Origin of the sequence: Leeuwenhoekiella polynyae (genome assembly GCF_004104075.1) — a bacterium.
GTDB lineage: Bacteria > Bacteroidota > Bacteroidia > Flavobacteriales > Flavobacteriaceae > Leeuwenhoekiella > Leeuwenhoekiella polynyae.
This window is the reverse complement of sequence record NZ_QOVK01000003.1, coordinates 320701-346085: the sequence shown is the minus strand read 5'-3', so window position 1 is coordinate 346085 and position 25385 is coordinate 320701. Positions and strand designations below refer to the sequence as shown.

At 39.7% G+C, this 25385-nt stretch carries 16 protein-coding genes and 1 tRNA gene; 11 read left to right on the top strand and 6 right to left on the bottom strand.

Translation table 11 applies throughout. The annotated features are described in order from the left end of the window. Window positions 1-54: 54 nt before the first annotated feature. Complete coding sequence (locus DSM02_RS06695; protein ID WP_128764883.1) at window positions 55-1197, bottom strand: acyl-CoA dehydrogenase; 1143 nt, start codon at window positions 1195-1197, stop codon at window positions 55-57. Window positions 1198-1435: 238 nt separating this feature from the next. On the opposite strand from DSM02_RS06695, the gene DSM02_RS06690 reads away from it, so the two are divergent. From DSM02_RS06690 to DSM02_RS06655, 8 genes are all read left to right on the top strand, one after another. Continuing rightward, the gene (locus DSM02_RS06690) at window positions 1436-2509 is read left to right on the top strand and encodes an anhydro-N-acetylmuramic acid kinase (protein ID WP_128764882.1); all 1074 of its coding nucleotides are present in this window, start codon (window positions 1436-1438) and stop codon (window positions 2507-2509) included. A 66-nt stretch (window positions 2510-2575) separates the two neighbouring features. After that, on the top strand, window positions 2576-3802 hold the full coding sequence (locus tag DSM02_RS06685) for a Glu/Leu/Phe/Val dehydrogenase dimerization domain-containing protein (RefSeq protein WP_128761465.1): 1227 nt from the start codon (window positions 2576-2578) through the stop codon (window positions 3800-3802). Between the two features lie 36 nt (window positions 3803-3838). Beyond that, window positions 3839-5311, top strand: coding sequence for a sodium/proton antiporter NhaB (gene nhaB / locus DSM02_RS06680; RefSeq protein ID WP_128764881.1), 1473 nt, complete (start codon window positions 3839-3841; stop codon window positions 5309-5311). 76 nt (window positions 5312-5387) lie between these two features. Beyond that, window positions 5388-6092 carry a MotA/TolQ/ExbB proton channel family protein gene (locus tag DSM02_RS06675; RefSeq protein WP_128764880.1) on the top strand — a complete coding sequence of 235 codons (705 nt, stop codon included), beginning with the start codon at window positions 5388-5390 and terminating at the stop codon, window positions 6090-6092. A gap of 1 nt (window position 6093) precedes the next feature. Next, window positions 6094-6486, top strand: coding sequence for an ExbD/TolR family protein (locus DSM02_RS06670; RefSeq protein ID WP_128764879.1), 393 nt, complete (start codon window positions 6094-6096; stop codon window positions 6484-6486). Window positions 6487-6632: 146 nt separating this feature from the next. After that, entirely contained in the window at window positions 6633-7463 is an 831-nt protein-coding gene (locus DSM02_RS06665) for an energy transducer TonB (RefSeq protein ID WP_128764878.1), read from the top strand. Further along, window positions 7463-8686 carry a bifunctional folylpolyglutamate synthase/dihydrofolate synthase gene (locus DSM02_RS06660; protein WP_128764877.1) on the top strand — a complete coding sequence of 408 codons (1224 nt, stop codon included), beginning with the start codon at window positions 7463-7465 and terminating at the stop codon, window positions 8684-8686. The genes DSM02_RS06665 and DSM02_RS06660 overlap by 1 nt, the downstream gene beginning before the upstream one ends. Before the next feature lie 64 nt (window positions 8687-8750). Then, window positions 8751-8825 (top strand) — tRNA-Val (locus DSM02_RS06655). 822 nt (window positions 8826-9647) lie between these two features. On the opposite strand, the gene DSM02_RS06645 is transcribed toward DSM02_RS06655, so the two are convergent. Then, window positions 9648-9872, bottom strand: a complete 225-nt coding sequence (locus DSM02_RS06645; protein WP_128764876.1) for a hypothetical protein — start codon at window positions 9870-9872, stop codon at window positions 9648-9650. Window positions 9873-10321: 449 nt separating this feature from the next. On the opposite strand from DSM02_RS06645, the gene DSM02_RS06640 reads away from it, so the two are divergent. Continuing rightward, window positions 10322-11776: a S41 family peptidase gene (locus DSM02_RS06640; protein ID WP_128764875.1), complete on the top strand. Its 1455-nt coding sequence runs from the start codon at window positions 10322-10324 to the stop codon at window positions 11774-11776. A 762-nt stretch (window positions 11777-12538) separates the two neighbouring features. After that, window positions 12539-12943, top strand: a complete 405-nt coding sequence (locus DSM02_RS06630) for a hypothetical protein (protein WP_128764874.1) — start codon at window positions 12539-12541, stop codon at window positions 12941-12943. Window positions 12944-13144: 201 nt separating this feature from the next. Here the strand turns inward: DSM02_RS06630 and DSM02_RS06625 are convergent, their stop codons facing one another. Then, a complete protein-coding gene (locus tag DSM02_RS06625; protein ID WP_128764873.1) occupies window positions 13145-16189 on the bottom strand; it encodes a beta-L-arabinofuranosidase domain-containing protein in 3045 nt (1014 codons plus the stop codon). A 428-nt stretch (window positions 16190-16617) separates the two neighbouring features. Here DSM02_RS06625 and DSM02_RS06620 point away from each other — a divergent pair, with 428 nt between their 5' ends. Continuing rightward, the gene (locus DSM02_RS06620) at window positions 16618-17910 is read left to right on the top strand and encodes a serine hydrolase domain-containing protein (protein WP_128764872.1); all 1293 of its coding nucleotides are present in this window, start codon (window positions 16618-16620) and stop codon (window positions 17908-17910) included. 63 nt (window positions 17911-17973) lie between these two features. Here the strand turns inward: DSM02_RS06620 and DSM02_RS06615 are convergent, their stop codons facing one another. The 3 genes from DSM02_RS06615 to DSM02_RS06605 form a co-directional block, all read right to left on the bottom strand. Further along, entirely contained in the window at window positions 17974-20394 is a 2421-nt protein-coding gene (locus DSM02_RS06615) for a glycoside hydrolase family 2 TIM barrel-domain containing protein (protein WP_128764871.1), read from the bottom strand. A gap of 69 nt (window positions 20395-20463) precedes the next feature. Beyond that, window positions 20464-22170: a RagB/SusD family nutrient uptake outer membrane protein gene (locus DSM02_RS06610; protein ID WP_128764870.1), complete on the bottom strand. Its 1707-nt coding sequence runs from the start codon at window positions 22168-22170 to the stop codon at window positions 20464-20466. 3 nt (window positions 22171-22173) lie between these two features. After that, window positions 22174-25266 (bottom strand): SusC/RagA family TonB-linked outer membrane protein, encoded by a 3093-nt coding sequence (locus tag DSM02_RS06605; RefSeq protein ID WP_128764869.1) that lies wholly within the window; start codon window positions 25264-25266, stop codon window positions 22174-22176. Window positions 25267-25385 lie beyond the last annotated feature (119 nt).

Genomic DNA, 25385 nt, shown 5'->3' with positions numbered 1-25385 from the left:
AAAGCACCAGTTTCTTCTTGAAATTGGCACTTTATTTATTTAAAAATGAGACTTTTAGTTGTCTAGCAATCCTCTCGAGATAACAATTTTTTGAATCTCTGAAGTTCCTTCATAGATCTGTGTGATCTTAGCATCACGCATCAAACGCTCTACGTGGTATTCTTTTACAAAACCGTTACCACCATGAACTTGTACCGCTTCAACAGTAACATCCATAGCTACTTTTGATGCGTAGAGTTTGGCTCTAGAACTCGAGATATCATAATTATGTCCTTGGTCTTTATCCCAGGCGGCTTTCATAACCAGATGACGTGCTGCTTCAATTTCGACATCCATATCTGCTAGTTTGAATGCGATTGCCTGATGGTTACAAATCTCGGTGCCAAAAGCTTTACGCACTTTAGAGTAATCTTTAGCTAGTTCAAAAGCACCTGCGGCAATACCTAGTGCTTGTGCCGCAATACCTATGCGCCCGCCACTAAGTGTTTTCATAGCAAACTTAAACCCGAATCCATCTTCGCCGATGCGATTTTCTTTAGGTACTTTTACGTCATTAAAGATTAAAGAATGCGTGTCACTACCTCGTATGCCTAATTTTTGTTCTTTAGGCCCTATTTCAAAACCTTCCCATCCTTTCTCTACGATAAATGCATTTATGCCATGGTGTTTCTTTTCTTTATCGGTTTGAGCAATCACGAGGTAATAGTCTGCAGAGCTACCATTGGTGATCCAGTTTTTGGTTCCGTTTAAAATATAATGGTCTCCTTTATCGATTGCGGTGGTTTTTTGAGAAGTAGCGTCGCTTCCAGCTTCGGGCTCACTTAAGCAAAAAGCACCTAGTTTTTCACCGGTAGTCAATTTTGATAAGTATTTTTCTTTTTGAGCCTGATTTCCATAAGCAGCCAGGCCATAATTCACAAGACTGTTATTTACCGAAACGATAACAGATGCAGAAGCGTCAACTTTGCTCAGTTCTTCCATCACCAGCACATAAGAGATGCTGTCCATTCCGCCTCCGCCAAATTCTGTAGGAGCCATCATTCCCAGAAAGCCCATATCTCCCATTTTTTGAATCAATTCTTTTGGGAAATGTTGTTTTTCATCACGTTCTATAACTCCCGGAAGCAATTCGGTTTGTGCAAATTCACGAGCTGCATCACGTATCATAATGTGTTCTTCACTCAGGCTAAAATCCATATCTAATTTCAGTTTTAGATTAAAAATATATCGTTTTCTTAATACCTTTCACCCAGTGGTCAGGTTTGGATATTGGAACAGCATCTTAAAGATACTATTTTACTATGCTTGCATAATACTTTGCAAAATAAATCAATTATTTTATTGAAAATTCAAAAAGTAATAATAAATATGCTGAAATTTAAATATTTAATAGTTTTCACGCAAAAATTTAAGGATTATCATAATTTAAACATATATGCATAGTACTTCTTATACTGTTTTAGGCGTGATGAGCGGCACTTCTCTAGATGGACTAGACCTTGCTTATGTGCGTTTTAAAAGAGAAGCAGGATGGAGTTACGAGTTGCTGGTTTGTGAGACTATTCCTTACCCTGAAGCCTGGGTAGTTCGTTTGCAAGATGCGGTAGATTTATCTCCGGAAGAGTTAAAATCACTGGATATTGAGTATACAGCATATCTCGCTAAGACGATCACTACTTTTCGAGACCGAAACCCATTAAAAATTGATGCGATTGCATCTCACGGTCATACCATATTGCATCGTCCAGATCAGGGGGTAACCTACCAGATAGGGAACAGATCTGAACTGGCAAAGAGTTGTAAAATTTTAGTTGTTTTTGATTTTAGGATTGAAGATGTTGCTCTTGGCGGGCAAGGAGCCCCACTGGTTCCTATAGGAGATAGGTTGCTGTTTGAAGATTTTAAAGCCTGTTTGAATATAGGTGGTTTTGCTAATATTTCTTTTGAGCAAAATGACAAACGCATCGCTTATGATATTTGCCCAACTAATATTGTGTTGAATCACTTGACGCGTCAATTGGGTTTTGATTTTGATAAAGATGGAGCTATAGCAGCTTCTGGAGCTGTTGATGGCTCATTGCTCAATGAGCTTAATAATTTGGGATTTTACAAAGAGTCTTTTCCAAAATCCTTGGGGCTAGAGTGGGTAAAACGTGAAATTTTTCCTATACTCAATCAATCTAAAGCTACTACTGAAAATAAGATTGCGACTTTTACTGAGCATATGGCTGTACAGTTGGCTGCTAATATAAATTTGCTTGCAAATGGGAAGCGTGAAAATCGCGTTTTAGTAACTGGTGGCGGAGCTTACAATAACTATTTAATAAAACGCACGCAGCACTTGTCTCAAATTAAGCTTGAAATACCCGATGCAAAAACCATCGAATTTAAAGAAGCTTTAATTTTTGCTTTTATGGGTGTTTTGCGTTTACGCAACTCTATAAATGTATTGAATTCTGTTACAGGCGCTTCAAAAAATCATTGCGCAGGTATAGTATGTTCACCTTAAATTAATACGAAAACGATAGGGAAAACCGCCTAAGTCGTTATATTTGTCAACCCTCTAAATAAATTCATGAAAGATTTATTAAACCGTTACGAAACTAAAGAACCTGAAATTGTATTTCACTGGAATGATCCCGAGACCGAAGCAGAAGGCTGGACGGTAATCAATTCGTTGAGAGGTGGTGCTGCCGGAGGTGGTACTCGTATGCGAAAAGGACTAGATCGTAATGAGGTACTTTCGCTGGCGAAAACCATGGAAGTAAAGTTTACAGTTTCGGGCCCTGCAATTGGTGGAGCAAAAAGCGGAATCAACTTTGATCCTGCTGATCCCCGTAAAAAAGGCGTTTTAGAACGCTGGTATGCCGCAGTGTCTCCTTTGCTTAAAAGTTATTATGGAACGGGAGGAGATCTCAATGTAGATGAGATTCACGAAGTTATTCCCATTACAGAAGAAAGCGGTGTTTGGCATCCACAAGAAGGGGTGTTTAACGGCCACTTCAGACCTACTGAGGCAGATAAGATAAACCGCATTGGACAGTTGCGTCAAGGTGTGATCAAAGTTTTAGAAAACACAGCGTATTCTCCAGATGTTTCCAGAAAATATACGGTTGCAGATATGATCACCGGTTATGGTGTTGCAGAAGCTGCACGTCATTTTTATGATATTTATGGAGGAAGTATAACTGGAAAACGAGCTGTTATTCAGGGTTTTGGTAATGTAGGTGCGGCAGCTGCGTATTACTTAGCGCAACAAGGTGCTAAAATTGTAGGAATTATTGATGCAGCCGGAGGATTGATCAACGAAGAAGGTTTTTCTTTTGAAGAAATAAAAGATTTGTTCTTGACTAAAAAGGGAAATACCTTAGTAGCGTCTAATCTAATTCCGTTTGAAGAAGTGAATAAAAAGATCTGGGAAATCAAAACGGAGATTTTTGCACCATGTGCGGCTTCAAGATTGGTGACTCAGGCACAAATAGATACCATGATAACAGCCGGGCTCGAAGTGATTTCGTGTGGGGCAAATGTTCCTTTTGCTGATAAGGAAATTTTCTTCGGTCCTATTATGGAACATACTGACGAACGTGTTTCGGTAATTCCAGATTTTATATCAAATTGCGGTATGGCTCGCGTTTTTGCTTATTTTATGGAGCGACGGGTACAGATGACTGATGAAGCTATTTTTAACGATACTTCTCAAACCATCAAAAATGCTATTCAGAATACATACAATCATAATAGCAGTAAAAATAACATCAGTAAAACAGCTTTTGAAATAGCATTGCAACAGCTGGTGTAACTTTAGAATGAAAAATTAACCAACAAACAAATACAAATGTTAAAATATTTTTTGGGTAGTAGCCCTCGCTGGTTCAAGTTAGCGATGATAGCTTTCTTATTTTTTAATGTGTTCGCATATTATCTTTTAGGTCCTATGATTACAGCCTGGATCTTTATTGGTGAATTTATTTTCACTTTAGCTATGGCTTTAAAATGTTATCCGTTGCAATCTGGAGGTATTCTGGCCTTAGAAGCGCTTATTTTAGGACTTACAAGTCCTGAAGCTGCTTATGAAGAAGTAGATCAAAACCTTGAAGTAGTATTGCTTTTGGTGTTTATGGTGGCTGGTATTTATTTTATGAAGCCTATGCTGATGTATATCTTCTCTAAAGTATTTACCAAAATCAAATCTAAGGTTGCGCTTTCTATGCTGTTTGTTTTTCTAGCAGCGATCCTATCAGCTTTTCTTGATGCATTAACCGTAACTGCTGTACTGATAAGTGTTTCTGTAGGTTTCTACGGCGTATATCATAAAATACACTCGATGGAAGATGCAGATTATGATGCTGATAAAGTGCCCGATCGCAAGGCTTTAAGTGGTGAAACACTAGAGCAGTTTAGAGGTTTTTTACGTAGTTTGATTATGCATGGGGTTGTAGGTACTGCTCTCGGTGGTGTTTGTACCTTGGTAGGTGAGCCTCAAAACTTATTGATTGGCGAGAAAATGGGTTGGGATTTTATTGAATTTTTCCAGCGTATGGCTTACATAACAATGCCTGTTTTAGTATGCGGTCTTTTGACCACCTTCATTCTTGAAAAAACCAAGCTTTTTGGTTTTGGAGATAAATTACCAGAAGTGGCTCGTACCATTATCGAAAACTATACTAAAGAGGTTGATGAGAAAAGGACAAAGAAAGAAACTTTCGGTCTTTGGATTCAAGGTATTTCAGCAATTCTTTTAATTTTAAGTTTAGCATTGCACTTAGCGCCGGTAGGGTTTATCGGTTTATTCTTAATTGTAGTTCAAACTGCATTTATGGGTATTACAGATGAGCACAGTTTAGGTAAAGCTTTTGAAGAAGCACTTCCGTTTACAGCATTATTAGTTGTTTTCTTTGTGATTGTGGCAATGATTCATGACCAGCATTTATTTACACCTATCATTGATTATGTATTGACGCTTCCGGTAGATACACAACCTTCTATGTTCTATTTAGCAAACGGTATTCTATCTATGATTAGTGATAATGTTTTTGTGGCTACAGTATATATTAACGAAGTTCAGGTAGCATTTGATGCGGGTGATATTACCCGGGAGCAATTCAATCACCTGGCGGTAGCAATTAATACAGGTACTAACCTTCCAAGTGTTGCAACACCTAATGGGCAGGCTGCATTTTTATTCTTACTAACTTCTTCGCTAGCTCCTTTAATCAATCTTTCTTACGGTAAAATGGTGAAAATGGCTTTACCATATACCCTGGTTTTAGGAGGTGTAGGGTTACTGGGAGTATATTTTGTATTATAAAAAACTAAAACGTGCAAGGTTGTATATAATTTAAAACAACTTTGCACGTTTATCACATAACTAATTTAAACAGACTATGCTTACACTCTTGTTGCAGGAAGGTTCAGAAACACTTCCTTCTCTTGCTGCCGAAGAAGAACCGGTAGAGAAGACACTTTCACTTTTTGATCTTTTGATGAGTGGCGGTTTGCCCGGGCAAATCATAATTGTAATACTTTTTGTACTTCTTTTTGTGGCGATTTACATATACTTTGAACGCCTTTTTGCGATTAAAGCAGCTTCTAATATGGATAGTAATTTTATGAACCAAATCAAGGATCACGTTGCTAACGGAAACTTAGAAGGAGCAAAAATGCTCTGTGCGCAACAAAATAGTCCGGTTTCAAGACTTACAGCAAAAGGAATCAGTCGTATTGGTAGTCCGTTAGAAGACATCAACACGGCGATTGAGAACTCCGGTCGATTAGAAGTTTATCGTCTTGAAAAAAATGTAAGTGTATTGGCAACTATTGCTGGTGCTGGTCCTATGATTGGTTTCCTGGGTACGGTTATAGGTATGGTTTTGGCCTTTCATCAGTTGGCGACCAGTAGTGGTCAGGCTGAGATGGGTAATCTTGCCGAAGGTATTTATACAGCGATGACCACGACAGTAGCGGGTCTTATAGTAGGTATTGTAGCCTATATAGGTTATAACCACCTCGTGGTGCGTACCGATAAAGTGGTGCACCAGATGGAAGCGACTGCGGTAGACTTTCTAGATTTATTAAACGAACCGGCTTAAGATGAACTTACGCGGAAGAAATAAAGTAAGTCCAGAATTCAGTATGAGTTCCATGACAGACATCGTGTTTCTGTTACTGGTTTTCTTTTTGCTGACTTCGCCGGCTATCACTCCAGATGCGCTAGATCTTATTCTGCCCAAAGCAAAAGGGAAAACCAGTAATCAACAAAACCTTTCGGTGAGTATTACTAAAGACCTCGATATCTATGTGAATAAAGAACGGGTGACCTCAAATAATCTGGAGGCGTTTATTACCAGCGAACTAAGAGGTGTTGAAGATCCTACCATTATTTTACGGGCAGAAGAAGGTGTGCCTATCGAAGAAGCTGTTACCGTGATGGATATCGCTAACCGTAATAAATACAAAATCGTATTGGCTGTAAGGCCTAATTAGTATTGGGGCGCTCCGGTTATCGCCGTCAGGCTTTCAGCTATATCCCCAATGGCAATTGGGGGATGCCGCTTCAATCCTTAGCGCAGTATTTAAAGTGGTTTGGTTTTTGAAATACGAGAATATATACATTTAACAATAATTCGGTCTTGAGCTTTTTAGACACTAAACATAAACGAAAATCGTTCACGGTAACAAGCATTCTGTATGCCTTGTTGCTGGTGATCTTATTTTTTGCCGGATTAAACTATCTTGATCCACCTCCAGAGAGTGGTATTGCTATTAATTTTGGTACTTCAGATATAGGTTCAGGTAACATTCAGCCACAAGCAGCTGTGCAATCTGCTCCCCGTAACACAACTCCAGAACCTCAGGTAGAGAAAACTTCCGAAGTGAAAGAAGAAGTGGTGACGCAAGAAGTAGAAGAAGCACCTGTTATTAAAAATGAACCTAAAAAGGAAGTTAAAAAACCCGTAACTGAGCAGCCTAAAAAAGCGACTACAAAACCTGTAGAAGCTAAGAAACCAGATCCTAAGCCAGACAAGTCTACCACAGATGCGTTATCAAGCATTTTAAACGGACCTAAAAGCAACGGAACTGCAACCGGTGGGGAAGGGAATGATAATCAAGCCGGGGATAAAGGTGATCCTGATGGTGATCCTAACGCATCAAGTTATTACGGTAATGGTAAAGGTCTTGATGGTGATGGTAATTATCAGTTAGGCGGCCGTAAAGCACTCAGCAAGCCTAAGCGTGTGCAAGATTGCAATGAAGCCGGTATTGTGGTAGTAAGCATCGAAGTAGATCGTAATGGGAATGTAATCAAAGCGACGCCTGGAGTACGTGGTACTACAAATAACAGCCGGTGTTTACTTGACCCGGCAAAGGCAGCTGCGCTGGCAACAAAATTTAACCCGGATACGGATGCACCTTCGCGTCAGATAGGTAAAATAGTGTACAAGTTTAGTCTTTCAGAATAATGACCTATCAGCAAACGCTGCATTGGATGTTTGAACGTTTGCCTATGTTTCAGCGACAGGGCGCTTCGGCATTCAAAAAAAATCTAGACAATATCATTTTACTTTGTGATCGCTTGGGGAATCCTCAAACGACTTATAAAGCCATTCACGTAGGTGGTACAAATGGCAAAGGCTCTACCAGTCATATGCTGGCTTCGGTTTTGCAGGAGCAAGGTTATAAAACAGGATTGCACACTTCTCCGCACCTAAAAGACTTTAGAGAGCGTATACGCATAGATGGGCGTCTCGCAGACGAATCCTTCGTTATTCAATTTATCGAGCAGCAGAAGGCTTTTATAGAGCAAAATCAGCTTTCTTTTTTTGAGCTGACCGTAGGTATGGCTTTTCAATACTTTAAAGAGCAAAAAGTTGATATTGCTGTGATCGAAGTTGGTCTTGGTGGAAGATTAGACTCTACAAATATTATTACGCCAATTCTTTCGGTTATCACCAATATCGGTCTCGATCATACAGCGATTTTAGGAGACTCGCTTGAAGCAATTGCTGAAGAAAAAGCAGGAATCATAAAGGCAAATATTCCCATTGTAATAGGGGAACGTCAGCATCAAACTACTTCTGTTTTTGATGCTAAAGCAAAAGCGGTAGAAGCTAAAATAAGTTATGCTTCAGATTTTGACTATCCTGAATTAGAAAGTGAGTTAAAAGGAAGCTATCAGTTTAAAAATAAAAAAACGGTTCAGAGAGCGGTTGCAGTTTTAAATGAACGTACAGCAGTTAGTATTTCAAAAGAATCGCTGATCAACGGAATCAAAAACGTAATTACAAATACCGGACTTCTGGGGCGGTGGCAAGTTATTCAGGAGCGTAATCCTAAAATAGTTTGCGATACCGGGCACAATAAAGAAGGACTTACTTATGTGATGAGTCAGCTTGCAGAAGAACACTATAAAGAGCTTCATATAGTCTTAGGAGTAGTTTCTGATAAAGATTTAAATAGTGTTCTTCCGTTATTTCCTAAACATGCTATTTATTACTTCAGCAAACCGGATGTTCCTCGAGGGCTAAATTCTGATGAATTGCAGCAAAAAGCAGCTGCTTTTAATCTCAAAGGAAAAAAATTTAAAAAAATTTCAGAAGCTTTTGAGGCTGCAAAAGCAGCCGCAAATACTGAGGATCTGATATTTATAGGAGGTAGTACTTTTGTAGTCGCAGAAATAATTTAATCTTTTTCAAGAAAGTGTTTTGCAGTCTTAAATATTGGTTTATATTTGCATCCGCTAACGAGAAGGGCAATTAGCTCAGTTGGTTCAGAGCACCTCGTTTACACCGAGGGGGTCGGGGGTTCGAATCCCTCATTGCCCACAAAGGCTTCACAGAAATGTGAAGCCTTTTTTTATTGACAATGCCAAAGGATTTTTGCCTCGAAATTGAAAAATTGGGATCAAGTCCAAAATCTGGGTTTTGTTTCTAACGAATGCCTCGTGGGGGTATTCTGGTATACAAATTGGGCATCAGCCTGCAGCGTGTATCCCATATCGAACAAAGCGAAACCCTAGAGTATGCCAAGTTGGAAGATGTCGCTAAAGTATCGCACGTGTTCCCCGGCGTTTGTTCCGGTAGTGTGCTATGCGTCGGTACAGCCTGCTCCCCTTTATAAGGGAGAACCCTAAGTCTCAGCAAAGCATGCAGGGGTTGAGTAAACGCTGCTCAGCAAAGTCTAATGATCCGTATAGGCTATACCTCTTGACAAGGCCTTAAAAATGCCTTATATTAGCAGAGCTAAGCTAAGACGTATTTATCTTAACCGCACAGCCTAGGATACGGAAAGGCTTTTTTTTCTATAAATTAGCTCTCTAAAGACTAGCTTGCCATACTACCTGCAGCGAGTACTCCGTGCTGCCATTATTCCATTTTAAACATTCCCAGAGCTCCATTCACCCAAGGTTCACCCGTAGTTCACCCGAGGTTCACCCGCGTTTCACCCGGGGATACTGCATAGCAAAGGCAGGGTAACGGTATGCTAACGCTATGGGAGGTACAAGGCTGAGGCTCATCAACTAGTTACGGATGCAATGCTACCTTTTCAAGAAACACACTTTCTAAAATACTCAATATGATAAGCTGTTTTAAATGGCATGGTTATTTCGGAGTGATGTGCCAGCTGTTCTGGTTAAACAATGCCACTTATCCCCAAAATACAGAGTAAATACGACACAACTCCCGTGCATACCCCAGACGAAGCCCAGGATAAAGCATCAGCGTGTATGAAAACCTGTTTTCAAAAGCTGAATTTATGAGTTTGTTATGAAATAGGTAGGTATCTAAGCATAGCGGTTTGCCCTCCGGAATACTGCGATAAAGCCTTAATAATAAGTGTGCTATCCCAATACCTAAAGCGATTTTTCGCATACTTCTATTTTACTCCCGGTCTACTGAGCGTATCGTTCTGAGATTAGTCTGGGCGCTACTAACTTATAACCACTTTGCTACCGTATTCAACCACAAAAAGTGTGGTTACAATGTGGTTACAATGTGGTTGCAGTGTTGTAGGAGTGTGGTAGCACTCCGACTTTGCCTGCACGTTAACTGCCAGAAGCTATTGAGGAAAGCAATACTAAAAATGGAAGTAAATAAATTTGAAATAGGGTAGCGGCTAGGTAATCTGCGAGGGGAGTCAGTTTTGATTGTACAGTATCTTATCATTACAGCATCAAGTCCTATCAGGACTCAACGGATATCATCGTCAAAAAGTGATGATATCCCGAAAATTCTGCGGGGATATTTATATATTTAGTGCTGCTGTAACAAGTTGGCAACGAGATAAATGCAAGCAATTATATAGAAAATCAACTACAAGAATGAAAACAATTTTAAAATCGGTACTCACTGCCTTCTTTGCTTTAGGCGGAATTTATTCTCTACAAGCGCAGGATTGCCAGTGTATTGAAGCGTTTGACAAGGCTACAGACGCATATGAGAAAAATTATTCGCTATTTATCTACAAGGTTACAGACGACAACAGAGCCTTATATAACGCCCATAAAGAAATTATTAGGGACAAAGCAATTCAAACAACTGATTTAGCTACGTGTCAAACGGTACTCGAGCAATATCTTGAATTCTTTAGAGATGGACATACGTTTATTATAGCTTCTGATACCCCAACCCCGGAAACTTCCATCGAACAACTAGAGATAAATGAAAATCAATTCAAAGAAGATTATAAAAAAAATGCATACGATCAGAATCCACTCTTAGGAATTTGGAAAAGAGGCAGCTATACGGTGGCGATCACACCAAATCTAAACACCGGTGAAACAAAACGCGATTTTGTGGGCGTAGTGCTAGAAAGTAGTAATCCCAATTGGAAGAAAGGCCAGGTTAAATTTGAACTGTATTCAAATTTTGGCACCTCATATGAAATAAACTATATGATGGGTGATCACAGCGTTCAGAAAACTTCCGGAGATCAAATGAGTATCGGCGTGCTCAATATCAAAGAGATAGGCGAATGGGGGAAACTGTGGCCTGAGGTTGAAAACAAGAAACAGCCCAGTGAGATAGAACGCAAATACGATGAATTTCATCTGAGTTACATCGATGAGATACCGTATCTAAGATTACCCCATTTTTATTCGGTAGAACCAAGTCATGTAGATAGCATCATGAAAGCAAACCACGATAGGATTGTAGAATCTGATTTTATGGTGGTTGATATACGCGGAAATACTGGTGGAAACGATGCCACGTATTTTCCTGTTCTTCCTTACCTTTTGACGGGTCCTATCACCTTACCGTCCAATGGTTTTTGGCTGAGTGAGGATAACACTGAATATCTAATCAATGCATTTGCAGCCTCTAATGATTTAACTGTTGAAGAATATGCAGAACAAGAAAAAGAGGAATATGAGATGTTTATAAAAAATAAAGGTACCGCTTATTTTAAGGGAACGGGAACCTGGACCTTTACAGCAGATACTATTTACAAAGGCCCTAAAAAGGTTATCGTATTAACCGACGAAGAAGTATATAGCTCTGGTGAAACCTTTGTATATCGTGTGAATCAAAGTGACAAAGTAGTAGTCTACGGGCAAAATACGGCTGGCGTTGTAGATGGTTTTAATGGCTTTCCTTTAGACCTGGGCTGTTTCACAGCATTCTTCCCTACCTCCTACCGCGCGCCCGATATAAAAGAAAACCCTATTGATCCATATGGTATTTCACCAGATGTATATGTTAATGAGAAAGAAGATGTTTTGGAGTATGCTATTGCACATATGAAGCAATTGCTTAAAAATGATAACCGAGAATAGAAACAATAAAGCCAGTTGCTAACACTGGTAGCCGTTGCACAAGCCTCTAATTCTTATAAAATCTCCCTTATTTAAACCGTCCCGATAGCTATCGGGATGAGCGGTTTTCTAGTATTAGACCGTGGGTAAAAACTGGAAGTTAAAGAGTATTAGCATTGATTTAAATGCCTTTTTTAGGCCTGTTTTGAGTCTAAAATACAAGCCGAGCATTCCTGCTCCACTTTCCACTCGTTTTTGCGTGAACTTGAGGTATTTTTTGAGGTTGTAGGCAATGGCGGAGAGCTGCATGCACTTGTTGGCTTGTTTTAGTCCTATGGTGTTTACCTTCCTTAATGTAAGATTCCTATCAAACCGAACTGCCTGGAAATATAAAAATACTTAAATTCAAAGAGTATAAGAAGAACCAAATTTACACCTACAAATAATGAAAAAAATAATGCTAATCATCTTTTTCAGTTTTATTCATTGTCAATCATTAAAAAAAAAATGAAATTAATTTAAAGCCTGAGAAATACTTTTCATTTGAAACTGAGAGTTATGAGCTTAATAATAAAATTAACACTTATATAGATCCAATAATCTTAGATCCGAACGATAGTTTAGGGAATTTCATTAACAATCATCGAAGCAGATTTTCATATATTCTAGGAAATACTACAGGTAGAGATACACTAAAGTATTATTACCCTGATACATCAAAAGTAAAATTGCTTTTTTATGAAAATTTAAAAAAAAGATAAGTTTTATATTAATTTTAAGAGATTGGCGTTACTTGATTCCACTAACATAAGATTTACCATAAAAGAAGTAATGGATATTGCATCAAGATTTTTTTTAATTCAAATTTCCCCTAATACCGAAGATTATCAAATTAGAGTTTGTCGTGGAATAAATGGAATAGATAAAAAGTCAAAAAAAGATTATACAATATTGGAGGCTGTTTTGTTTGATACTATTTATAATAGAGTCATAGATGACAGTAAGGATGTTCCGAAGTTCATGAGTAGTCTTTACCAGTATTTAAAGTTTATTTCAGCAACAGAAAATGACTTAGAAATAATCAAAAATTATGTCTTTTCTTCAATGGAAACAGATAAGAATTTGCAAGAGTTTGTATTTAATTATTTAGAAAAAAATAAAAATAACGTTCCATTTAAAATTGAATAAAATTAGTATATGATGATAGGGTGTATACTAAACGAGGAGAGAGGGAAGTTCATAAGACTAATACGATTAAAAAATATTGATCTATCTTTAGAAACTAAGAGAGATCAACAAAAAAACCGCTAAACTTAGATTAGCGGTTTTTCTATTTGTGTTGGTTGCTTAGCGCAAGCAATCAAGATGCTTCTTCCTGGTTTAGACGGGTTAATTTAACGTTACGTCCAGATAAACAGAGTGCCGGTCATACGTCTCGTAAAAAGGCTTGTATACAACTCCATCAATTTTGAATTCTAACTTTTCAGGATTTCCGCTGATGGTTTTTCCGAGATCAGAAGCGTCTAGCGTAATCTTTCTAAAATCTGTACGCGGTTCAGATTCCTGAGCTGCTAATAATACCGGACCGTAGAATAAACTGGCAATGTTTTCCTGATCCATAATCGGATCCAGATGAAAACTAAAAGGCATTTTGAGTTCGACAGTATCGCCATTTTTCCACTTGCGCTCTACGTTTAAATAGGTGTCGGGCTCAATAGAGGTATTCTGAATCTTTCCGTTAATTTTAAGTTCGACTCCGTTTTTAGCCCAACCGGGTATTCTAATGTTGAGACTGAATTTCCCTTTTCCTTCAATAGTGAATGTACTATGATCTTTGTGTGGAAATGCCGTTTCCTGCTTGATTATAATATCTTTTTCCGTCCAGTTTAAGGTTGAAGGCACAAAGAGATTTACAAACAGTGCTTTATTATCGACACTTTTAAAGTAGATTGAATTTTGAAGTTTGGTGCTGCTTTCTAATGCAGTGCCGTTACAGCAGGTAAAGCCACTCATATCAGCATTGCTAAACTGCTTTTTGGATCCCGGTCTTAAGGGGATGTGATAGGTGTTCGCCGGACTGTCTTCTGCCACTGAAGCCAGAATCTGATTGTATAAGGCCCGTTCATAATAATCCATCAATTCCGGTTGCTGCTTGTAAAAGAAAAGTCCGCGGGTTAGCTTAAGCATATTATAGGTTCCGCAGGTTTCATTTTGTCCACCGGCAGATAAACCGTTTTCATAAAGCGTAGCCGGTTGTGCCACAAAGCATTCAGCATTCGCTGGATTTCTCGCTCCCGCTACACCGCCGATGCTGTACATATAATCGTTTTTGGTCTTGTACCAGAAGTTATCGGCAATGTGATAATATTCCGGAGATTCAGAATTACGGTACAGCTCAAGAGCTCCCACAATTTGCGGGATATGTTGATTGGCGTGCAAACCGCGATAGGTGTCTACATTTTTTGCGAGTCCGTGAGCATGCTCAGCATCCCCGTAGAAAACTTTAATGTTGTCAAATAATTGAGCAGTCTTTAAATATTCCGGTTTGCCGGTAATGCGATACAGATGCGCTAGTGATTCATTAATGCCGCCAAATTCACCGGCGATATAGGTATTCCACATCGTGATTAAGGTTTCCGTAGGCAGCTTGCTTAATCGTGTGTGAACCCACTCAGCCATTCCTTCTGCAACTTCAAGTGCTTTTTCATTTCCGCTTACTTCATAGACGTCGATCAATCCGGCTAAAATTTTATGCAACGTGTAATACGGCGCCCAAACTCTGTCTTCTTGTCCACCATATTTCGCTCCGTTTTCAAGCATTATAAATTGATCTGGTGGGTATGCGCTGATGTAGCCTGAGCCCCAGTTCCAGTAATCGGTTCTGATACCGGTTTCGCTCAAATCAGAATCATAAGAAGATTTGCCCGGTCCCATAGGCACAGCAGAAGGGTCTGAAACAAAATCCGCACCTGTACTTTTGGCTTTGCCGGAAAGCTGAGAAAGATCGTATAAGGTGTTTACCATATAATTCATAGTATTCTCAAACTTCTGGTGTAGCTTTTTATCATAAGTAGTGCTCGAGTAAGCCTGTGCAATTGCAGTTAAATAATGTCCGGTTGCGTGACCTCTCAATTTCGTTTCCTGAGTGTCCCAGACACCAAGCGGTTCTGCACCGTCAGGTTGCTCTTGCCCAAAAGCATTTCTGAACATATACAGAAAAGAATCCGGATTGGTTTCAGCAAGTGTATTGATAAACTTATCGCGGTTCTCAATAAATTTTGAATCCTTTCCCAGAGCATTTGCATCAAGAGAAACTTCATTCAGCTGAAAGGGTTCCAGAGTGCGATTGGGTGTGTCATGTGCATCGGTATCTTTTACAATTACCGTAGCTGTAGGTTTAAAATCAGTTCCTGAAACTCGCCCGGTAATGGTATAGGTGCCGGGTTTTAAAACACTGCTGTTATCTTCAGGAGCCGGCCAGAGCACACGTACTTGAGGAGCTCCAACCGGAAGCTTATAGCTGCCTTCTACAAATCTGGGTAAGCGTGGAAGCTGACCAACAACCGTTTCAACAATAACATCAGAAACAGCTGTTAAATAGCGATTGTAAAGTTGGGGGATGGTATCTTCAAAAACAGGAAGGTTGTCTTCGGGCTCAGCACGTTCATTGACCACAGTTTCTCCGGTTTTAGAGGAATTCTGATAAATGCGGGCAACTTGAGTTTTACTTAGCGGAATGCGATAAATCCTAAAGTCATGCAGAAGTGCATCTAAGGAGGTCCCTTTAGCAGATAGTGAGTTACCGATTAAAAGTTTATTAGAATCAGCGTTGAAAATGGTGCTTAAATCTAAATCTGAAGCTTTTTTTGTAGCAGCTAACTCACCATCCAAATACGTGTTGAAGCTTTGTGAAGGAAAATCTATTACTACAGCAAGATGCACCCACTTTTTTGATTCTAGAGAAGCGATTGTGGTTTCTGAAACAGTTGTGCCGTTTTTAGTTAAAGCAGCTTCAAAGCCATCTGTTTGCTTTGCCTTAGGTGTGGCGAAAAAATGCGAATCTTCACGAGAACCAAAATCAAATAAATAGGGATTGTTTTCAGTAGAGTTTAAATAAATCCACGTGGTTATACTTAAGGATTCAATACCATTTAATGTTGCTTCCGGAAGGGATAAATACGAGCCGTTAGATAAGCTTAAAACATTTTTGAACTTTTCGTCAGCGGCATAAGTTTCAGAATTGTTTTGAAGTGTAGCGTGTAAGTTGTTGCGTGACCAGTCTTTTGTGGTTCCGTCAAAAATATAGCGAGCGATCAAACCGGTTTCTCCTATACCGTCTAGGATCTGGTCTCCGCTTTGCGCATAAGTTGGTGATTTGCAAAATAAAGCGGAGATGATTATAATTGATAGAGACCTTATTATAGAGGTTTTCATAAGAATCGGATATTTTAAAAACATAAGGATTAGCAAAAACACCTGAAAAAGTAAACTACCTCGGGCTATTAGACCCTTTGGCGGTGCCAAATAATTCCTATCAGGCTATTTGTAAATATAAATTGCTGAACACGTTCCGGTTAATTAAAAGCTAATCAGTTTTGATAGATTATTACCAAACTAGTCACCACACTCATTAAAATGAAAAGAACTTTACTCAGCTGACAACACATATACAATAGAGAATTTTTAGTTTCGATTCATTTTTCTAGCTTGTAATTCGGTCAATTGTGTATTGATTAGTACTATCAAATTCATATTTTAAGGCTAAAACTAAAAACTTTGTTAAAATAATTTTTATCTTTAAACGTTAATATTGGCTTACAAATAGAAGTTTTTAGCCAATTTAGATCAAACCCCAATATTCAATGATTATTCGTAAGCCTCTTGTTTTAGGTACTTTTCTAGTACTCATTTCTTTTTTTGCACTATCATCTCCAGATTCTCAAGAGACCCAATCAAAAAAGACTCATGCAATTGAATTTGTTAATCCGATAAAAATTCAGGCTCAAAAAGAAGCAAGCTATATTTATAGAAGCAGAAAGGCTGCTCTGGCAAAAGAGATCGCTGCGTATTTTGAAAATGCAATTAATAAGGGGTTGATCATTGGAGCAGGCGTAAGTATCGTTCAGGGAGATTCTATTCTTCTGAAAGAAGGCTTTGGTAAGCGTAATGTTTTTAAAAATGACAGGGTTGATTCAGGAACTGTTTTTAGATTAGGATCTTTGTCTAAGGGTTTTACCGGCATTCTAGCAGGAATAGAAGTTAAAGATGGCGCTTTGAATTGGGATAATAAATTGGTAGACCTGGTGCCGCAGTTCCAATTAAAAAGTAAACTGAATGCAGAAAAGCTGACTTTATCAAATGTGCTTTCTCATACAACGGGTGTGCCTTATCATTGTTATACTAATCTTGTTGAAGACGGTATAAAGCTTCCGGAAATTGCTTCAAGATTTAATATAATTAATACGATAGCAAAGCCGGGTAACATGTACAGTTATCAAAATGCCATGTTTGCATTAAGCGGGGAAATGATGCACACGGCAACCGGGCAAACCATTCAGCAATTGCTTCAGAATAAGATTTTTACACCCTTGAAAATGAGTACGGCTTCTACAGATTATGAAGCCTTGATCAAAACTAACAACTATGCTTTCCCGCATAAAAGTACCCGTACGGGATGGAATCGCCTGCCGGTTAATAAAAAGTATTTTAATGCAGTTGCAGCAGGAGGAATAAATGCAAGTGCAGATGATATGGGGAAATGGATGCGTTTTTTATTAGGCCATAACGAGCGTGTTTTAGATTCAGAAAGTATAGCAAGAGTGTTTAAGCCTCAGGTTGAAATTCCTGATGCGCATAAATATTATCAACGTTGGAAAGGGCATTTGAGATCTTCATACGCGTACGGATGGCGCGTACACGAATTTGTTGATGCAGAGACTGGAGATCAAAGTACTATGATACACCACGGAGGAAGTGTAAGTGATTTTAGAAATGAAATTGCATTATTCCCTGATGAAGATTTAGGTATCACGGTATTGTTTAATAGTCTTACCCCCTTGGCCAGCTCAGTGATTCCGGAATTGCATGAGATCGTAAAAAAAATTATGGAAGCACCTGTAAACGAAATTGGTCTGGATCAAATTGCAAGTTTTTAAAATAAGAAAAAAGCCTACAGTATTTGTAGGCTCTTTCAGATTTAAATTATAGCATAGCTGAAATTATTCAACTTTAAAAGTTGTTGATTTTAAATCTTTATTTATCGGCTCAATTAAAAGATTTCCACTTTCTCCGGTTTTTTTAAAATAAGCTCTCAACTTACCGTTATACGTTTTATGCAGTGTGGACTTGAACGGGGTGTGACTGCCCTGATCTGCATTTTCAACGCCCAGAAGAATCAACGAATTGTCAAGCTGAAAATTGACCTCCTGATCTTCCGTTTGCACTAGATTTCCATTTTTGTCTACCAGCTCAAAATCAAGAATTAAAACCGAAGCATCTTTAATGACTGAAGGAATTTCCGCTTCAGAAAGCTGCAGTTTTTTTATAGAAGATGGAGTTGCTAAACTGGCGCTGGCAACTTTTTCCCCCTTGTCATAGGCATTTGCTTCCAGCTTACCTGTTGTATAAGGAACTTTAAAATAGGGCATAGCATCATCAGCATAAATAACTTTTTTCTTGCCTAAAGACTTTCCGTTAAGAACTAATTCCACTTCCTCGGCATTGCTATAAAAAATAACATATCTTTCTTCGCCAGCTTTTCCTGACCATTCAGTAGTTATATTTCTTCTTCTTTTTGCGTCTTCTTCAGAATTGGTCATACCTATATATACCATAGGTTTTTCACTCCATAAACTTTGTCTGAAAAAGAAGTCAGGTTTTGGTTTTCCTGCCAGATCCAGAATTCCCGCCTCACTACCACGCTTAGGCCAGGGCCTGGCTTCACCTATAAAATCAAAAGCAGTCCATATAAACTGGGATGCGATATAGGGATTGTCTGTAACCGCTTTCCAGGCAGCATAGGCATCGCCATTTTCACTTCCATAAATTATCCGATCAGGATATTTTTTGTGATCTTCTTCATACCGGTATTCCTGATAGTTGTAACCCACCAGGTCTAATGTGCCGGGATAAGAAGTCTCATTTGACATAGGAACTCCCGCCAAAGCAGCTGTAACAGGTCTTGTGGTGTCTATTGCTTTTGCTGCAGCGACAAGTTCTTTTGAGAGGACTCCCATACCTTCTGCCGCCGGATTACCCGGTTTAAAGCCGCGACCAAAAATCTGAGGATTACGACCGGTATCTAAAACGGGATGCGTATAAGGATCATTTGGATAATCAATCTCATTACCAATACTCCACATGATAATTGAAGGGTGATTGCGATTGCGTTTAATCATATCCTGTACATCTCGTTTTCCCCATTCCGCAAAAGAGACATGCGCACCGTCATTGCCGGGAGTGCCTACATTCCAGCCTTCAATCCATTTGTTTTTGCCACGCGCCCACTCGTCAAAAGCTTCGTCCTGAACCAGAAAGCCCATCTCATCACACAGGTCATACAAATAATCCTGATGCGGATAATGGCTCATGCGTATCGCATTACAGCCCAAATTTTTAAGCGTTTGTAACCGCTCTGCCCATACTCCTTTAGGTACGGCTGCACCCAAAGCCCCTGCATCGTGATGAATACAAACGCCTTTTAGCAACATGTTTTTACCGTTTAGTGTGAAACCAGTATTTGGATCAAAGTTAAATGTACGAATACCTACTTTTTGCGTATAGCTATCCTGAAGATTGGTATTCTGAAGTAATTCTAAATGTAGTGTATAAAGCTCAGGATGCTCCGGGGACCAGAGTTTGGGGTCGGCAATGTTAAAGCTTAATTGTTGGGTAGTACTGGCTTCAGGATTTGTAACGACAGAAACCTCTTCGGTATATATACTTGCTCCTGAAGGATCTTGAAGACGCAATCTTAAATGGGCATTTTCACTTTTAGCAGAAGAATTTGTAAACGATGTAGAAACCAATATTTCTGCTTTTTCTTTACTCACCTGTGGTGTTTGAAAAACTATGCCCCAGGTATCAAATTGTATTGCATTTTTAGTGATCAAATACACATTTCGGTATATTCCCGAACCGGTGTAAAAGCGGGAGTCTGCATAATCTTTATGATCTACGCGCACCCAAATCTCGTTATTTTTAGCTTTTAAATACGGTGTTAAATCATAATAAAAAGGAATGAAGCCATTGGGTCTTCTGCCAATCCAGGTTCCGTTAATCCATACATCACTGTTTTTGTAAACGCCGTCAAAATAGAGTTGGTAGTTTATAGAGTCACTAAAGTCAGCTATATCAAAAGATTTACGGTACCAGGCGATTCCTCCGGGTAAAAAACCGGTACCACTTGCCCATTTTCCGTCAAAAGGGCCTTCAATACTCCAATCGTGAGGAATGCTAACGTCACGCCATGCAACACGATCCTGTTCGTTTTCTGAAAGGTCAAGGTCTCCTTTATGAAATTCCCACCCATCATTAAAGAGTTGTTTGCCTCCTTCCTGAGACAATGCTTTGGTACCAGTTAAAAAGATACTGAGCAGCGACAGTAGAAGCGTTTTTTTTAATTTTAGTGCTTTGTTCATTTCACTTTATATTAAAAAGGGAAGAAAGCGTTTACCTTCTTCCCTTCATTGAAAAACTTAATTCAAAAATTAATATCCGGGATTTTGCTTAAGCTTGCCGCCGGAAGCAGTTATGTCGCTTAATGGTATTGGGAACCAATAGTGCTTTTCTTCAAACTTTTTACCGTCAAGTGCGATACCTTTCTCATAGGTTAGGTCACCATTTGAGGCTTTTGTGATTTCTATAGAATTTGCTGGTTCGTTTTCTACATCCATAGCAATCATCCATCGGCGTACATCATAATAGCGATGCTCTTCGTAGGCCAATTCAACCCGACGCTCGCTACGTAGTGCTTCACGCATTTGGTCTTTAGATAAGCCGCTTAGAACAGGCATTCCTGCACGCTGGCGTACTGCATTAACGGCATCGTAAACCGATTGGTCTGGTCCTGCCGCTTCGTTTTGCGCTTCTGCATAGTTCAATAAAATTTCGGCATATCTAAAATACCTCCATGGAGAAGCTCCCATATTGTTCCAGTCGTTTAACGTAATATCTTCCTGAATAAATTTACGCATCAGGTACCCGGTTGGAGAGGTGTTCCAGGGTTCATTACCTTCGGGGCTGTCTTTGCCATTGGGTACAAAAGACTCATAAGCACGATCCCTTAAGATTGAACCGTTATACACTACAGTTGCATAAAAACGAGGATCACGATTTACATACGGATTTTGAGGATTGTAACCAGACCCTGCGTCTTCGATATCGGAACCATCTATCATCTCAAAATCATCTACCAGATTCTGTGTTGGGCAGTTACCACCCCATCCGCCAGAACCGTTAGGTCCATTCATACGCTCAATAGGAATTGCACGGCCTCCACTAGTGCTTGCAGGCATATAAAAGCGCATAAAAATATCCTCACTCGTCATGGTACGGGTTACAAATAGTTTTCTAAAGTTTTCTGAAGGATCAGTATCCAGATTAGTCACCAGGCTAAAACGGTTAAGATCCATCACATCCTGAGCAGCTTGAGCTGCAGCGACCCATTTAGCAGGATCGTTTGTGTCATCAGTAAATAGCGGGCTGGCAGCATATAGCAACACTCTTGACTTTAATGCCATCGCAGCAGCATCGGTAGCACGTGCACCGTTTGAAGGCGGTAGCATATCAATGGCAGCCTCAAGTTCCTGAGTGATATAGGAAACAACCTCATCTTTACTTTTGCGATCATAAAGCGCTTCAAAATCACTATTGAGATCATAAACCTCGTTACCCATCAACGGGACCTCACCAAAACCTCTTAATAACTCAAAGTAGCGAAAAGCACGAATAAAGTGTAATTCTCCAATCAGCAGGTTTTTAGTTTCGGCATCAAAAGGAGATTCATCAGTATCAATTTTAGAGAGTGCCAGATTTACCTCGCGAATGTTTCTAAAACTTCTTCCCCAGGTAGTACTCATAAACCCATAGTTACTTGGGCTCATTTGACCGCGCTGAACGAGGTAAGTTGCATCATCATTACTATAAATCGCTTCATCAGAAACCGAAGCCCACATCGCCCAGTGAAAACCACGGCCAAAACCTGCCGGAGTATCTCCACCGTTATGACCAGGCTCTTTATCAGCAATGCGTACGCCTGTATATAAACCTCTCACAAAAGCTTCAGCAAGATTGGAGTCTGCCCAAACGGCCTGATCTGTTAAACTGGTACTTTCTACATCGAGAAGGTCTTTTTCACAGCTTAGATTGACCAAACTGAGGCCACCTAAAGCTAACATCATTATTATTTTCTTCATCTCTTAAAAGTTTACGTTAATACCTAGGTTATATGTTTTTAATTGTGGGTAGAATTGACCGCTGGTGCTGTCCCCTTCAGGATCTACATCTTTAGACTCGGTGAAGGTTACCAGATTATAACCACTGGCATAAACTCTTGCCGAAGAAATGCCTAGAAATGAAAGGCTGCTTTGAGGCAAGCTGTAGCCCAACTCCAGGTTTTTAAGCCTTAAAAAGGAAGTGTTCACCAGCCAAAAGTTATTTCTAAATAAGCCCTCGTTTATACTTGAAGAAGTACGCACATCTACACGAGGGTAGCTTCCGTCAGGGTTGTTGGGGCTCCAGCGGTTGTCTGCCCAAGTGCTAAAAAAGTTGCCTACTTCTCCAGACTCTGGCGCAACGTACTGTACAGAACGCGCCTGACCCTGCCACAGCATACTCAGATCAAAACTCTTATAATTTACACCTAAAGTTAAACCATAAACGATTTGAGGTACATTAGTCAATTCCTGACGTACGCGGTCTAATTCGGTAATCTCCCCGTCGCCATCAACGTCACGGTAGATTAGATCTCCCAGTTGTTGACCGGGTAAGGTTACATTATTATCAAGATCTTCCTGAGTTCTAAAAATGCCTATAGCATCGTATAAAAGACCTGAGCCTAGTGGTTTGCCTTTTGAAAGTTGATAGTCAGGTATACCCTGTGGATCGTCTAAGAAAACAACTTCATTTTTATTGAAAGTAAAGTTAGCATCTGCAAAGAAGCTGAATTCTCCCCAGGTTTGGTTATACCCAACGATTGCTTCAAAACCTCTGTTTTTTACTTCACCAATATTTTCCTGCGGAATAATTGCGTCAAGATCAAATTCATTAACAATACCTGAAACAAAAGGTAGTGAGCCGCTTCGTGCAGTTAACAAGTCGCTACGTACTTCGTGGAAGTAATCAAGCTCTATACTGAAGTTGTCAAATAAGTCTGCGCTTACACCTATATCAAGCTTTTTGGCCGTTTCCCAGGTGATCCCTGGGTTTGCCAGCTGATTGATGATAAAAATAGGAAGTGGTGTCCCATTGGGATCTACAAAGTCAGTAGGACGTAACGCGTAGGTGTTTAAATACTGAAATGGATCGATTCTATCATTACCCAGCAAACCGTAAGAAGCTTTAACCTTAAGATTCCTGACAGCATCAGAATTAAACCAATCCTCTGCCGAAATTCTCCAGCCTAGGGAGATACTGGGGAAGAATCCGTAACGATTTCCTTCAGCAAAGCGTGAAGAGCCGTCGTATCTGGCCTGTACTTCCGCTAAGTATTTTTGGTCATAATCATAAGAGATTCGGCTAAAGTAGTTACGACGTGTAAAGCGCTGGCTATAGCCACTATTGCTGCTTTGCTCCGGTTCACCACCACCCAAATTAAATTCTGGAATTTCAGCAGATATAAAACCACTTCGGAAGGCTTCAAAAACGCTACGGTTACTTTCTTGCTGTTCATAAGCTATGAACGAATTGATGTGATGCAGGTCAAAACTACGCTCAAAGTTGAGGCGTATGTTTGCCGTCTGAAGTTGTCTGTTATCCTGAGCCTGAAGTAATTCAGGAGTTCGGGAATCAGGGCCTGCGATCACTTCATTAAAAGTTGCCGGGCTGGTTGAGTTGTCGATCTGATAAACAGTAAAAGGTATGGCAAAACGCTTGCGAGCAGCAAAGCTGCGGTCTTCAGAATAGAAACCTTTAATAGATAAACCTTCTATAGGAAGTTTATAGTCTAAAGTCAACGTCGAGTTTAAAACCGTAGTAGGTTGCACATCAGTTCCCGGTATTCCGGTAGGTATAATGATAGGATTCTGCCCTTGTTCTACCCCTGCGGAAGGTAAACCATTAGAATAACGAGCCGGAATAGTAGGATAGGTTCTATAAATCGCTCTAAAGATATCTCCCGCACTACGTGTGGGAAATATACGATCTTCTTTGCGGTAGTTTAAATCCACTCCTAAGGTTAGGTTTGATGTTACATCAACGTCAAGGTTTGCCCGCAGGTTTACCTGCTTGTAATTGTTGATACCGTCTTTGTAAATACCATCTTGATTGGTGCGACCCAATGAGGTAAAATATCTAAAATGCTCACCGCCTCCTCTAAGGGATACATTTTCACTATCCTGTAGTGACCAATCGCTTATGGCTGCATCTGTCCAGCTGGTGTTGGGGTAATTATCAGGGTCACTTCCGGTAGCAAAAAGCGCTATATCATCATTCGAGTAGATTTGGTTCATACCACCACTTGGATTTCGGTAGAAGTTGATTTCATTGAGAATGGTTGCATAAGTTGGTGAGTCTGCTAGTTTAGGAAGATTTGCGGGAGTAGAAAATCCCTGGTTAGCAGTTATACTAAAGCTAGGTTTACCCATTTTACCTCTTTTGGTGGTTATGAGGATTACACCGTTTGCCGCCTGTGCACCATAAATAGCAGCAGATGCATCTTTAAGAACCGTAATGTTTTCAACATCATTGGGATTAAGACGATCAAGTCCTCCTAAACGATTGGGAATACCATCAATTACAACAAGAGGATTGTTATCACCTGTTGTACTAATACCTCTAATGCGTATAGTAGCACCATCTGCTCCAGGTTCACCAGAGCGGTTATTTGCTACAACCCCAGAGAGTCTTCCGGCGAAGGAATTAGAGAGGTTAGGCTGCGGGCTCTTGACGAGTTCTTCTCCTTTTACGGTAGATACTGCTCCGGTCAGTGTAGTTTTTGACTTCTGCCCATAACCTACAAGAACCACTTCATTCAATTCGGCTATATTTTCCTGTAATTTGATATGGATAGTTGTTTGAGTACCTACGGAAACTTCCTGTTCGGTAAAGCCAACGTATGAGAATACTAAAGTAGCATCTGGACTGGCTGCTATAACATAGTCTCCATCAAAACCGGTAACCACTCCATTTGAAGTTCCTTTGACCAGAACGCTAACTCCGGGAAGAGGGGTGTTGTTCATGTCTGTAACGACTCCTGATATTTGTTTATCTTGAGCTTGCAGGTGCATGGAAAACAGAAAAAGTAGCAAGCCGCAGAGCGCCGCCGACTTTTTAAATAGATAATAATTAGTCATACATTCGTGTTTTAGTTGTTTTAAGATGTGTTGTGCACTACGTAATCGATTTCGTGCTGGTACAATTTTCTGACAATTTTATGTTAAAACACGGGTGGGCAGTGTCATTTTATAGGGTA